Source organism: Bacteroidota bacterium (genome assembly GCA_030706565.1).
Classification (GTDB): Bacteria; Bacteroidota; Bacteroidia; order Bacteroidales; family JAUZOH01; genus JAUZOH01.
On sequence record JAUZOH010000084.1, the window covers coordinates 1 to 12,836 of the forward strand.

The window sequence follows — 12,836 nt, forward strand, 5'->3', positions numbered from 1 at the left end:
ATGAAATTTTATTTGGAATTGAATACAACCCTGGGGATACTTGATATTAGCGGATACAAGAGACTCCTGGCTATTTACCTTATTATTTCAAATCGTTAATATTGATTAGGGTATAGGTGAATTGTTTGCCCCAGTATTTTTCAGCTTTCTCGCATGTGGTGATGAAGCACCGAAATTGTTGGGAATCGGCAAAGACTTGGCAGCCGGCGGACCATTGGTTGATATTGATGGTTTTGCCGGAAAGTTTTGCCTGGTGGATATTCAGGCCAAAGATGCCGGTTTCTTCGCGGCCGGATGTGAAGTTGAGGTTATTATCCCGGTTAAAATCCCGGATTACGGTTACCGGCTTTACCTGTACCAGGGCTTTGTATTTGTCGTGATGCAACCCCAGTTGGTATGCACCCAGGTACTGGCCTTCTTTTAGTATAGCGGTACCATCCTGATTTTTGGGGTGCCGGAGGGAATATAATCCGGGATCGGTGGTGGCTTGGTTGATGAAGAAATTCCATTGTCCTTTGTATTTCCACATGACGACGATATAATCATCAAAGGAATCTGGAACAGGGTTGTTGTTCCTTATCCCGATAATATTGAGGTTATAGGGAGAACTGTCGTTCTCAAATATTTTAAAGCCTTTGGCTTTAAGGGCGGTGTAAAGGGAATTGAATGTTATTGATTTCATATTTTTCCATTACTAGGCAATATGGAAGATTAAAAAATATGCTACTTCATTCTCTTCCTTTTTATTCTCCGCGAAATAGCGGAGAATGAGATCGCTTCGCTAAGTTGTCGTCACAAAAAGGAAGCAAAAAAGACTGTAACTGCGCAAACGCGCTCCGTCAGTCAGGAGACTGACTGCGCTTGAACGGTGCGCAGTTAATAAGGATTTTTTTGTTAACGCTTCGCGAAAAATACTGTTGATTTCTGTTGCAGGCGAATACGCTCAGACAGTTTTTTGTCAATAAGGAATATTTTTTTGACGGCTTCGCCGGGTATTAGAACTTTTATTATTTTAAGTTTGGCTTGACATTTCTTTCAATTCTGCAGCCTGGATGTTCAAATGGCTGGATTGCAATTAGCTTGCTCCAGGTCTTTTTCAAGGTACTTTATTTCAGGTTTTAAACCAAGAAATTCGAGTATATACGGGGCTTTTATATGTTCGTTTGTTGTTGCAACAAGTTCTTTGGTATTTTCAATCGCTTCATTTGCTACGGCTTTTTTATCCTGAGAAGCTAATAAACGTTCATAAAAATGTATTTATCTGCCTTTCAAGCTGACGTACATTCCATTGCTGGTTGGCAGCTTCCTGAATATAATACTGACGTGCTTTTATATCTTCGACCCTCATTAATAACCTGTAATGGGATCAGGTAAGTTCCGGACGCAGCAAAAGGTTACACGCTGTGTCACCTATTTGTTTTCCTGGTAGTCAGGAAAAAGGTTACGCACCGTGTCACCAATGATTCCCTGAAATTTTAAAGCCGAAAATTCTATGTAGAACTTACGAAAAAGTTTGAGGTTGTTAATGTCGGATCCTTTTCCAAATTGAAGCGTAAGTTTTTCGGATAACTGTTTAATAACAAACTCACCGTATGCAGCCCTATGCTTGCCATTTTGTTCTTCTTCAACAATAACACTGCCAAGCATCCAATTTTCAAGGCTACGGCGTCCGGTTTAACTTGTATGATTGGAATGGTCAAAAAGAGTTATACATCAAGGAGCATAATTGTATTATTGATAAAATTGATGAATTTTAGTTTGTTTTATTCACAGGTTGTACTCAATTTGGAAAGGAGAAAAATCCAATAGTTTGTAGTTAATGGTTTGTTTTTGGTTATTAAACTATACTAATAGTATGATATAAATGACTTAAACAAACTAATTGCGTGAATTTTATTTAATGGTTTATTTTTGGTGTATGGAAGAAAAAGGCTTCAGGAAATATCCTGAAGCCTTTTCTGGTCGGGGTGAGAAGACTCGAACTTCCGACCACTTGCACCCCATGCAAGTACGCTAGCCAACTGCGCTACACCCCGATTTTGACAGCGCAAAAATACATATCTTATTACAAACTGCAAAATTTTTGGAAACTTTAAAACAATATTTTATTTTCGATGTTTGAGAGATGTTATATGAATGTCTTCTGTTTCTTTTGTTTAATTAGAAAAAATAATTTTTCAATATGGGATTTTTTAAAGAAATGAATTCGCAAAGCGAAAATAAAGTGAAGGAAATTCAGGGTGAAGCGGCTGAAAAGGTAAAATGCCTGATTATTGGTTCTGGGCCTGCAGGGTATACGGCTGCAATTTATGCAGCACGCGCCAATCTGGAACCTGTCATTTTTGAAGGCCTGCAACCCGGAGGGCAGCTTACGACCACTACGACTATCGAAAATTTCCCGGGTTACCCTTCCGGCGTTTCCGGAATGCAGATGATGGATGAACTAAAAGCCCAGGCTCAACGGTTTGGGGCTGATATTCGCAGCGGACTGGTTACCAAAGTGGATTTCTCCTGTCACCCGCATAAAGTTCTGGTTGATGATGAAAAAATCATCGCTGCCGATACGGTTATTATTTCCACGGGTGCAAATGCTTTGTATTTGGGGTTGGAATCCGAAAAGACATTTGCAGGTTTTGGTGTTTCGGCCTGCGCTACCTGCGATGGCTTCTTTTATAAGAACCAGGATGTGGCTGTTGTTGGAGGTGGGGATACGGCCTGTGAAGAAGCAGTGTATCTTTCGGGCCTTTGCAGGAAAGTAACGATGATCGTCCGTAAAAATTACCTGCGGGCCTCCCAAATTATGCAGAATAAGGTGGCCAGCAAGCCTAATATTGAGATTTTATTCGAGCATAGGGTAAAAGAAATTGTGGGCGATCAGGCTGTAAATGGCGTAATCGTGATCAATGCAAAAGGGGAGGAGGAGAAGCTTGAAGTTACCGGGTTCTTCCTGGCTATTGGTCATCATCCCAATTCCGAGTTGTTTAAGGATTATTTGGAAGTTGATGAACACGGATATATCAAAACTATTCCGGGGACTTCAAAAACAAATATCCCTGGTGTTTTTGCCTGCGGTGATGTTCAGGACCCTCAATACAAGCAGGCGATCACTGCCGCCGGTTCGGGATGTATGGCAGCCATTGATGCAGAAAGGTATTATCAAAACCTGAAAAAATAAATTGTTCAGTACCCAAAAAAATAGCCGTTTGTTTTTACAGCAAACGGCTATTTTTTAGTCTGATGATATTTTTATGAAATACTTGCAATATGTTCGGCAGCGTATTTTCCAGCTTTCAGTTTTTCGTGTATTTCAGAGAAAGCCTTGATGGTATATTGAACATCTTCCAAAGTATGAACAGCTGAAGGGATGATACGGATTAAAATTACGCCTCTGGGTACCACAGGATATACCACTATGGAACAGAAGACGCTATAGTTTTCACGAAGGTCAAAAATGATATTGGTGGCCTCGGCAACTGTACCGCTCAGATATACCGGGGTAACAGGTGACTGGGTATTGCCAATGTTAAATCCTTGTGCTTTTAAGCCGTCTTGCAGGGCATGAACAATTTTCCAAAGATTTCCCCTTAATTCAGGGTGGGTTTTAATCAATTCAAGACGTTTTTGAGCGCCCACGACCATGGCCATGGGTAAGGATTTTGCAAAAATCTGGGAACGCATGTTGTATTTCAGAAAATCAATAACATCTTCCTTACCGGCAACAAAACCGCCAATCAAAGCCATTGCTTTGGCAAAAGTTGCGAAGTGCAGATCGATGCCGTCCTGAACACCAAAATGTTCGGGAGTTCCGGCTCCTGTCGGTCCCATAGTTCCGAATCCGTGAGCGTCGTCAACCAGGATGCGGAAATTATATTTTTCCTTTAACTTAACGATTTCATCAAGTTTACCTAATTCGCCGGACATGCCAAATACGCCTTCAGTAATGACCAGGATGCCGCCGTCTGTTTTTTCAACCAATGCAGTGGCCCTTTGTAATTCCTTTTCAAGGTTCTGCATGTCGTTGTGGGGATAAACAAAACGTTTGCCCATGTGGATACGCAGACCGTCCATAATGCAGGCATGAGCTTCGGAATCGTAAACGATCACATCATTTCTGCCACAGATGGTGTCGATGATGGAAATCATACCCTGGTAGCCGAAGTTCAACAGATAGGCATCTTCCTTGTTTACAAAGGCAGCCAGCTGTGCTTCCAGCTCTTCGTGTTTAGTGGTATGACCTGACATCATACGGGCACCCATTGGGTATCCCAAACCCCATTCTTTTGCAGCTTCTGCATCTATTTTCCTTACTTCAGGATGGTTGCATAAACCAATATAATTATTTAAGCTCCAGTTTAATACTTCTTTACCCCTAAATTTCATGTGGGGACCTATTTCTCCTTCCAATTTTGGAAACATAAAATAGCCTTGAGCTTCCTTTTGATATTGACCTAAAGGGCCTCTTTTTCGTACTTTATCAAAAATATCCACTGTTGTTATCTTTTAATGATTATTATTTCACAAATGTACATTTTTTTAAATATTCGCCAAATTCATTTTTTTACTTTTAATAATTCGGTTCTTTCCCTTGATATTCTGTTTTTTATCAACTATAAGGAATTAATAATTTTATGCCTCAGGCAATGGAATAATAATTCATCCGTTGTTATACTAAGAATTTTAAATGTTCCGGATAGATGTGATTTTTTATCTTGTATATTTGCACTACTGGTCTGGTTTTGTTCAATATTTAATACAAAATAATTTTTATATATTTGCATTTTGTCTAAATTTGTAAATTTTTAAAGCAGATATGAAACAATACTTAATATATTCTGTAACAATAATTTTATTATTCACTTCCTGCAGTGGATATGAAAAATTGTTAAAAAGTACAGATTATAACCTTAAATATAAAAAAGCCCTGGAGTATTACAATCAGAAAGAGTATGTGAAATCAGGCAATTTGTTTGAACAGATTCAATCTTTTTATAGAGGTACAGAAAAGGCCGACACGGTAGATTTTTTATATGCCAAAAGTCTTTATGGACAAGGTGATTATATTCTTTCGGGTGAATATTTTAAGAATTTCGGAGAATCCTATCAGTATAGCGATTTTGCAGAAGAAGCCAATTTCCTTTGCGCCTACTGTTTTTATCTGACTTCTCCGCGCCCTAGTCTGGACCAGGAAAATACTTATAATGCCATTCAGGCGTTTCAGCTTTTTCTAATCAAATATCCTAACAGTTCGCGAAAAAAAGACTGTCTTGATTTAATTGCTGAACTTAAAGACAAGTTGGTGGAGAAATCTTTTATCAGTGCAAAACTTTATTTCGATTTAGGGGAATACAAATCTTCTATTATCGCTTTAAATAACAGCCTTAACGAATATCCGGACACCAAATACAGGGAGGAAATGATGTTTTTGGTTTTGAAATCAAAATACTTACTTGCTACTTATAGTATACCGGAGAAGCAGAAAGAGCGTTATCAGAATTCCGTGGATGAATATTATTCTTTTATCGCCGAATTTCCTAAAAGTATATATATTAAAGAGGCAGAAAAGATGTACGATACATCAACCAAGGAATTAAAAAATTAATCAACTTAATTACTCAACTGAAAATTATAATTATATGACAAATATGGATTACAAAAAATCAAAGGCACCTTCTTCAATTATTACAAGGGATTTGAACAAGTTTGATACTGAAACAGGTAACATTTACGAAAGTGTTATAGTTATCGCTAAAAGAGCAAATCAGATTTCTGTTGAAATGAAACAGGAACTGAACAGGAAGCTTGAGGAATTTGCTTATTATTCTGATAATTTGGAAGAAGTATTTGAAAACCGTGAACAAATTGAAATTTCAAAATTTTATGAACGCTTGCCTAAGCCTTCTTTAATTGCAACCCAGGAATTTGTAGATAAAGAAGTTTATTATCGTGTTCCACAAAAAAATGAAAAGGCCGAGAAATCTGAAGAAGAGGTAGAACAACGTCCCGAATAAAAAATTAATTCAAAGCTGCATGCTGGAAGGGAAACATATTATTGTTGGAGTGACCGGAAGTATTGCTGCTTTTAAAGCTGCAACACTTGTCAGGTTGCTGATTAAAAATAAAGCCCAGGTTAAAGTGGTCATGACTCCTTTGGCTAAGAAATTCATTACTCCTTTAACCTTATCTACCCTTTCGAATAATCCTGTTTATTGTGATTTTTTTACACCGGATACCGGTGAATGGCATAGTCACGTCAGCTTAGGCGTATGGGCCGATTTGATGGTTATTGCTCCTGCAACAGCCAATACATTAGGGAAAATGGCCCATGGCATTGCTGATAATTTATTGCTGACCACTTTCCTTTCAGCCCGTTGCCCTGTTTTTGCAGCACCTGCAATGGATCTGGATATGTATCAGCATCCTGTTACCCAAAAAAATTTAGATGTCTTACGCTCTTTAGGTGTCACTCTTATTGAACCTGCGATGGGTGAACTGGCCAGCGGGCTTGTTGGAAAAGGCAGGATGGAAGAACCGGAAGTTATTCTTGAAAAAATCTTTGACTTTTTTTCGGCCGAAAGCAGTGAAAAAAATGCTTTGAGCGGGAAAAAAATACTTGTTACGGCCGGCCCTACTTACGAAAGAATTGATCCGGTAAGGTTTATAGGAAATTTCTCTACCGGCAAAATGGGATATGCCCTGGCTATGGAATTAGCCCAACAAGGTGCTGAAGTGACACTGGTTTCAGGCCCTACTTCATTGGACATCAATCATCCCTTGATTAAACGGATTTCTGTTGAATCGGCTGCTCAAATGCACAAAGCCTGCCTTGACATATTCCGGTCATGCGACGGTGCTATCCTTTCTGCCGCTGTGGCGGATTTTACCCCACTTTCACCTTCAGGACAAAAAGTAAAAAGAACCAGGCAAAATTATTCTATAGAACTTAAGCCAACCGATGATATAGCGGCAGATTTAGGTAAGATCAAGGAGCAAAAACAATTCCTGGTCGGATTTGCCCTGGAAACTGAAAATGAAGTTGAAAATGCCCAATCCAAGCTGAAAAAGAAAAATCTGGATTTTATCGTCCTCAATTCTTTGAGGGATAAGGGGGCAGGTTTTGCCACGGATACCAACAAGATTACCATCATTGATGCCGAAAATCATACCCAAAAATTTGAATTGAAATCCAAACAGGCAGTTGCTAAAGACATTGTTAATGAAATTATAAGATTAATTCAGTAAAAGAATGTTTAAAAAGCTTATTGCTTTATTTTGTTTGTTTTTTATTGTGCATCAGGCCATTCTGAAATCCCAGGAGCTGAAATGCAATGTACAGATTGTTTCCAGCCAAATTCAGGGTACCAACAAAAAGGTGTTTGAAACCTTGCAGAATGCCATTTACGAATTTATGAATAACCGTAACTGGACCAACAATGTATTTGATATTGACGAACGTATTGAATGTAACATCCTGATTAATCTTACCGAACAAAATGCTGATGAATTCAAGGGAACTATTCAGGTTCAGTCGAGGCGCCCTGTTTATAATTCATCTTATAATACGGTGATGTTCAATTTTATGGACAACAACATGGATTTTCAATATATAGAATTCCAGCCTCTCGAATTTAGTGAGACGTCTTATCTTTCCAATCTTACCTCAATTCTTGCTTATTATGCCTATCTCATCATCGGACTTGATTACGATTCATTTTCCCCTGAAGGAGGAACGGAGTTTTTTCAAAAAGCAGAAAATATTGTAAATTTTGCACAGAATTCTAAGGAAAAAGGTTGGAAGGCTTTCGAAGCCACCAAAAATAAAAATCGTTACTGGCTGATTAAGAATATTCTGGATGACAAGTATCAGCCGGTTCGCGATTTTACATATCAATATCACCGGTTGGGACTTGATTTGCTTTCCACCAAACTGGCCGAAGGGCGGACTAAGATGGCTGAGAGTTTAAGGTTATTGCAACAGGTGTACCGGCAAAAACCTGATCCTTACCTGTTTTTTCTTCAGACAGTTGTGGATGCCAAATCTGATGAATGGGTGAATGTGTTTACTGAGTCATTCTCCGATGAAAAAAATCAGGTTATTACAATTCTCAAAGAGATTGATCCTTCGAATGTTGCAAAGTATCAGAAAATTTCAGGATAAAAATTAATCGGGTTTAAAGCCAAATTATTTTTATTTTTACAAATAAATTGACTGTTCAATTATGCTGAAATATTTATCTATTCAGAATTATGCAATTATAGATAAAGTTGTTATTGATTTCCATCCGGGTTTTTCTATTATTACCGGTGAAACCGGGGCCGGAAAATCAATTATCATGGGTGCTTTGTCATTGATTATCGGTCAAAGGGCTGACACCAGTGTTTTGAATGATAAAAGCAGGAAATGTATTGCTGAAGCCGAATTTGACATTACCCGATATAATCTGAAGGATTTTTTTACCCAAAACAATATAGATTACTCAGACAATACCCTGATCCGCCGGGAAATTAATGAAGAGGGTAAGTCCAGGGCTTTTATTAACGATACCCCGGTGAATTTAAGTGTGATGAGAGAACTTGGAGTCAAATTGATCGATATCCATTCCCAGCATCAAAACCTGAATTTAAGCGATAATCTATTTCAGTTAAAAGTAATTGATGCCCTGGCTCAGCATAATGAGTTGTTTGAAAAGTACAGGTCCTGTTATAAAAATTACAGGCTGTTGGAGAAGGACTATAAGGATATTCTTGAAAATGCTTCTAAGGCTAAAAGTGATCTGGATTATTTTCAGTTTCAGTTCGATCAGCTTAATGAAGCCAAACTGCTTTCGGGCGAACAGGAAGGTCTTGAAGTTGAGCTTGAAGAACTGAAACATGCCGAAGAAATAAAGCGTAATCTTTCCCTTGCCGACCAGCTCCTTTCGGATGATGGAAATTCTGTACTTAATCAGTTAAAAGAATCGGTAAGCCTGACTGGTAGGTTAATCCCTTTTTTCCCCAGGGTGAGTGAAATCAATCAGCGCCTGGAGAGTGCCTATATCGAACTGAAGGATATTGCCGCTGAAACGGACATGCTGAACGAAAAGATGGAGATTAATCCTGAGCGGACAGCATTTATCAATGAACGTCTGGATCTGATATACGGGCTGGAGCAGAAACACCGGGTTGGGTCGGTAGATGAGCTGATCATCCTCCGGGATGAACTTGGGAATAAGATTGAAGGTATTACTTCTTTCGACACTCAAATTGGCCTTCTTTCAAAAAAATTGGCTGAAGAAAAAGATAAACTCTGCAAATTAGCTGCAAAATTATCAGACGATAGAATGAAGGTGATTCCCTCTCTGGAAAAGGAAGTAATTGCAGTGTTGCAACAGTTGGGTATCCGTAATGCCAATTTCAAGGTTGTTCATTCCCTTCTGGAAGATTTTACCCCCAATGGTCTGGATCGTGTAAGCTTTTTGTTTTCGGCTAACAAACAATCCGACTTGCAGGATATTTCGAAGGTTGCCTCAGGCGGGGAGCTTTCCCGGGTGATGCTGAGCATTAAATATATCATTTCCTCGAACATAGACCTGCCTACCATTATATTCGATGAAATTGATGCCGGTGTTTCCGGTGAGGTGGCCGACAAGATGGGGAATATTCTAAAAAAAATGTCTAAAAATATGCAGGTGATTAATATTACGCATCTTCCTCAAATCGCCTGCAAGGGGAACTATCATTATGTGGTTTATAAAAAAGACAATAACCACACTACTTACACTCAGGTCAGGTTACTGCAGCCTGAAGAAAGGGTCATGGAAATTGCCAAAATGTTGAGTGGGGAAAAGATGACAGCAGCTGCTATAGATAATGCAAAGACATTGTTGTCCAGTTCCATTTAATTCTGTAAATTAAATTTAATCTGTTTGAAATTTAAAAAAGAAATTATGTCATACAACTTATTAAAAGGGAAGAAGGGAATAATATTCGGTGCTTTGAATTCAAATTCCATTGCCTGGAAAGTTGCGGAAAGAGCATACGATGAAGGTGCTGAATTTGTCCTTAGCAATGCACCCAGTGCATTGAGAATGGGGGAAATTAAGGAATTGGCTGAAAAATGCCATGCCGAAGTGATTGGCGCTGACGCTACGGATGTAAGGGATATAGAACATCTGTTCAAGAAAACCCGGGAAATATTTGGAGGAAAAATAGATTTTATATTGCATTCAATTGGTATGTCACCTAATGTTCGAAAAGGGATTCCTTACGAAGACATTAATTATCCCAATTTTTTAAAGACTTTGGATATTTCTTCGCTTTCGTTTCACAAAATATTGCAGACTGCCTATCAGACAGATGCCATAAAGGAATGGGGATCGATAGTGGCATTAACTTACGTGGCTGCCCAGCGTACTTTGACCGGATACAACGATATGGCTGATGCCAAATCCCTTTTGGAATCTATTGCCCGCAGTTTCGGATATATATATGGCCGCGAACGTCATGTAAGGATAAATACCATCAGCCAATCGCCTACTCATACCACTGCAGGCAATGGGATCAAAGGATTTGATGCTTTGTATGATTTCTCCGACCGGATGTCTCCATTGGGAAATGCTACAGCTGATGAATGTGCCGATTATTGCGTTACCCTCTTCTCTGATCTGACCCGGAAAGTCACCATGCAAAATTTGTATCATGATGGTGGTTTTTCCAATATGGGCATGAGTTTAAAAGCGATTACACAATATTCTAAAAGTTTTGATTCTGAGCAGAATTTATAACCCTGACCTCATAATACCTATAACTTTTTTTAGAAATTAATAAAAACAATAAACATTAGTGGTTTATTGTTTTTATTTTTAATCCGTTTTTATCTAACGGAAATCATTTCTTTATTATTTTTTTATCTTATGTCACTTTTTATCCTTGTATTATTTTACCTGCTTTCTCCCATTGTCATCCTTATACTTTGTCACCGTTTCCCTTTCGTCAATAAACTGGGCTCAATTGTAATCGCTTATATCATCGGCTTAATCCTGGGCAATATAGGAATATTGCCTGAAGGTAGCGACCAGGTCCAGAATATCCTTTCAATCTTGTCCATCCCGCTTGCCTTACCTTTGCTTTTATTTTCATTGAATATAAAAGGATGGTTTAGAATTGCGGCAAAAGCACTTCTTTCCCTGGTTTTAAGTGAGGTTTCGTTGGTCATAGTGCTGGTTCTGGGTTTTCATTTCTGGGGTAAACACATTGATGAGTCCTGGAAGGTTGCAGGAATGTTGGCAGGTGTATATACTGGCGGTACTTTTAATATGGCTGCTATTGCTTCGGCTTTGCATGTAAAGTCTTCGGCCTATATCATTACCAATACCTGCGACATTATTATGTCATCAGTATATATGCTTTTTCTGATGACCGTTGCACAAAGATTTTTTAATTTGTTCCTTCCCAAATACGTGCCTTACGGTTGTCTTTTTGATGAACACATTAACGGGAATGGCAATGACCCCTATGCCGGGATTTTTACTAAACGATATTTTTTCCCCCTGCTCAAGGCTTTGGGTATAGCCGTATTAATTGCCTCCATTGGCTTTGGACTGACTTTTCTGGTACCTCATTCTTATTCCACGACTGTTGCCATTCTTACCATTACCACCTTAGGAATTTTGGCTTCATTGATCCCTTCTGTCAACAAAATTGAAAAAACATTTGAGACAGGGATGTATTTTATTCTTGTCTTTAGTGTGGTGGTTGCTTCCATGGCTAATTTTAAAGATTTGACCCTTTCCAACTCATTATACCTGCTTTATTATGTCAGCTTTGCTATTTTTGGAACACTTACCGGTCATGTTATATTGGCCCGTATTTTCAAGGTAGATACGGATACAGTCATTATTACATCAACTGCCGTGATTAATTCTCCTCCTTTTGTACCATTGGTTGCTGCTTCCCTTAAAAACCGCGAAATTATCATATCCGGTTTAACGGTGGGCATCATTGGTTATGCTATCGGTAATTATATCGGTATATTGGTTGCTTACCTGTTAAGGTGATTTTTTTGTAAAAGAAGAAGAAAAAACCGAATAGAAAAAACAAAAGCCTCATAATCAAAAATATGAGGCTTTTGTTTTGATTTAGTCTGAAATAATTATTCTACTTTAAAATTGGAAATGATTTCTTTCACCTGATCGGCGTGCTGTGCCAGAACAATGGATTGTTCATTGATTTCGTCCGAACGTTGTGCGTTTGACTGTACAACCTCATTAAGCTGTTGCATGGCATTGTTGATCTGCTCGATACCGGTTACCTGTTCAAGGCTGGCAGAGGAAATTTCGCCGACTTTATTGGCGGTTTTCTCAATTTCAGGAACCAGGAAACCCAATCCTTTTTCTGCAGAAGTGGACATTTCCAGGGTTGATTTGGTTACTCCGTTGATTTCTGCAGCTGCAGTTTTACTTTTTTCGGCCAGTCTCCTGACTTCGCCGGCCACTACAGCAAATCCGCGGCCGTTTTCCCCTGCCCGGGCTGCTTCAACTGCAGCATTTAGGGCCAAAATATTTGTTTGAAAAGCTATTTCATCGATAATTGAAACCTTTTCTGCAATTTTTTTAAGGGATTCTGAAGCAATGCGGAAGGATTCTTTATTCCGGTTAACTTCTTTAGCCGATTTTTCAGAAATGACCTGGGTTTCTTTAGCATTGTCCGTATTCTGTTGAATATTGGCATACATTTCTTCAACAGAAGAAGAAATTTCTTCAGTTGCTGAAGCCTGTTGTCTGGAACCTTCGGACATTTCATTTGCACTGTCTTTAAAAAGCTGACTGGACTGGGCTATTGTTTCAGCACTGACTGCAACC

The 12,836-nt window shown here is 38.8% G+C and carries 12 protein-coding genes and 1 tRNA gene; 8 read left to right on the top strand and 5 right to left on the bottom strand.

The window, feature by feature from the left end; all coding sequences use genetic code 11:
* Positions 1-82: 82 nt before the first annotated feature.
* The 3 genes from Q8907_06340 to Q8907_06350 all read right to left on the bottom strand — a co-directional run bounded on the left by Q8907_06340 (position 83) and on the right by Q8907_06350 (position 2,036).
* On the bottom strand, positions 83-682 hold the full coding sequence (locus tag Q8907_06340; GenBank protein MDP4273881.1) for a hypothetical protein: 600 nt from the start codon (positions 680-682) through the stop codon (positions 83-85).
* 728 nt (positions 683-1,410) lie between these two features.
* On the bottom strand, positions 1,411-1,647 hold the full coding sequence (locus Q8907_06345) for a DUF1016 N-terminal domain-containing protein (GenBank protein MDP4273882.1): 237 nt from the start codon (positions 1,645-1,647) through the stop codon (positions 1,411-1,413).
* Between the two features lie 312 nt (positions 1,648-1,959).
* A tRNA-Pro gene (locus Q8907_06350) sits at positions 1,960-2,036 on the bottom strand.
* A gap of 164 nt (positions 2,037-2,200) precedes the next feature.
* Here Q8907_06350 and trxB point away from each other — a divergent pair.
* Positions 2,201-3,175, top strand: a complete 975-nt coding sequence (gene trxB, locus Q8907_06355) for a thioredoxin-disulfide reductase (protein MDP4273883.1) — start codon at positions 2,201-2,203, stop codon at positions 3,173-3,175.
* A gap of 71 nt (positions 3,176-3,246) precedes the next feature.
* Here trxB and Q8907_06360 read toward each other — a convergent pair whose 3' ends face one another.
* Complete coding sequence (locus Q8907_06360) at positions 3,247-4,488, bottom strand: aminotransferase class I/II-fold pyridoxal phosphate-dependent enzyme (GenBank protein ID MDP4273884.1); 1,242 nt, start codon at positions 4,486-4,488, stop codon at positions 3,247-3,249.
* A gap of 322 nt (positions 4,489-4,810) precedes the next feature.
* Here Q8907_06360 and bamD point away from each other — a divergent pair, with 322 nt between their 5' ends.
* The 7 genes from bamD to Q8907_06395 all read left to right on the top strand — a co-directional run bounded on the left by bamD (position 4,811) and on the right by Q8907_06395 (position 12,032).
* On the top strand, positions 4,811-5,599 hold the full coding sequence (gene bamD / locus Q8907_06365; GenBank protein MDP4273885.1) for an outer membrane protein assembly factor BamD: 789 nt from the start codon (positions 4,811-4,813) through the stop codon (positions 5,597-5,599).
* Positions 5,600-5,642: 43 nt separating this feature from the next.
* Positions 5,643-6,008, top strand: coding sequence for a DNA-directed RNA polymerase subunit omega (locus Q8907_06370; GenBank protein ID MDP4273886.1), 366 nt, complete (start codon positions 5,643-5,645; stop codon positions 6,006-6,008).
* 19 nt (positions 6,009-6,027) lie between these two features.
* Positions 6,028-7,239 (top strand): bifunctional phosphopantothenoylcysteine decarboxylase/phosphopantothenate--cysteine ligase CoaBC, encoded by a 1,212-nt coding sequence (gene coaBC / locus Q8907_06375; GenBank protein MDP4273887.1) that lies wholly within the window; start codon positions 6,028-6,030, stop codon positions 7,237-7,239.
* A 4-nt stretch (positions 7,240-7,243) separates the two neighbouring features.
* Positions 7,244-8,155 carry a DUF4835 family protein gene (locus Q8907_06380; GenBank protein ID MDP4273888.1) on the top strand — a complete coding sequence of 304 codons (912 nt, stop codon included), beginning with the start codon at positions 7,244-7,246 and terminating at the stop codon, positions 8,153-8,155.
* Positions 8,156-8,216: 61 nt separating this feature from the next.
* Entirely contained in the window at positions 8,217-9,878 is a 1,662-nt protein-coding gene (gene recN, locus Q8907_06385) for a DNA repair protein RecN (GenBank protein MDP4273889.1), read from the top strand.
* A gap of 45 nt (positions 9,879-9,923) precedes the next feature.
* The gene (locus Q8907_06390; protein MDP4273890.1) at positions 9,924-10,760 is read left to right on the top strand and encodes an SDR family oxidoreductase; all 837 of its coding nucleotides are present in this window, start codon (positions 9,924-9,926) and stop codon (positions 10,758-10,760) included.
* Positions 10,761-10,889: 129 nt separating this feature from the next.
* Complete coding sequence (locus Q8907_06395; GenBank protein MDP4273891.1) at positions 10,890-12,032, top strand: DUF819 family protein; 1,143 nt, start codon at positions 10,890-10,892, stop codon at positions 12,030-12,032.
* A 95-nt stretch (positions 12,033-12,127) separates the two neighbouring features.
* Here Q8907_06395 and Q8907_06400 read toward each other — a convergent pair.
* The coding region (locus Q8907_06400; protein MDP4273892.1) for a methyl-accepting chemotaxis protein at positions 12,128-12,836 on the bottom strand (709 nt) is incomplete at its 5' end.

What these genes read in the sequence shown, in the direction of transcription:
- Q8907_06390 (MDP4273890.1), top strand. Translation starts at nt 9,924, where the DNA reads ATGTCATACAACTTATTAAAAGGGAAGAAGGGAATAATATTCGGTGCT.
- Q8907_06380 (MDP4273888.1), top strand. Translation starts at nt 7,244, where the DNA reads ATGTTTAAAAAGCTTATTGCTTTATTTTGTTTGTTTTTTATTGTGCAT.
- trxB (MDP4273883.1), top strand. Translation starts at nt 2,201, where the DNA reads ATGAATTCGCAAAGCGAAAATAAAGTGAAGGAAATTCAGGGTGAAGCG.
- bamD (MDP4273885.1), top strand. Translation starts at nt 4,811, where the DNA reads ATGAAACAATACTTAATATATTCTGTAACAATAATTTTATTATTCACT.
- Q8907_06370 (MDP4273886.1), top strand. Translation starts at nt 5,643, where the DNA reads ATGGATTACAAAAAATCAAAGGCACCTTCTTCAATTATTACAAGGGAT.
- Q8907_06345 (MDP4273882.1), bottom strand. Translation starts at nt 1,647, where the DNA reads ATGCTTGGCAGTGTTATTGTTGAAGAAGAACAAAATGGCAAGCATAGG.
- recN (MDP4273889.1), top strand. Translation starts at nt 8,217, where the DNA reads ATGCTGAAATATTTATCTATTCAGAATTATGCAATTATAGATAAAGTT.
- Q8907_06340 (MDP4273881.1), bottom strand. Translation starts at nt 682, where the DNA reads ATGAAATCAATAACATTCAATTCCCTTTACACCGCCCTTAAAGCCAAA.
- coaBC (MDP4273887.1), top strand. Translation starts at nt 6,028, where the DNA reads ATGCTGGAAGGGAAACATATTATTGTTGGAGTGACCGGAAGTATTGCT.
- Q8907_06395 (MDP4273891.1), top strand. Translation starts at nt 10,890, where the DNA reads ATGTCACTTTTTATCCTTGTATTATTTTACCTGCTTTCTCCCATTGTC.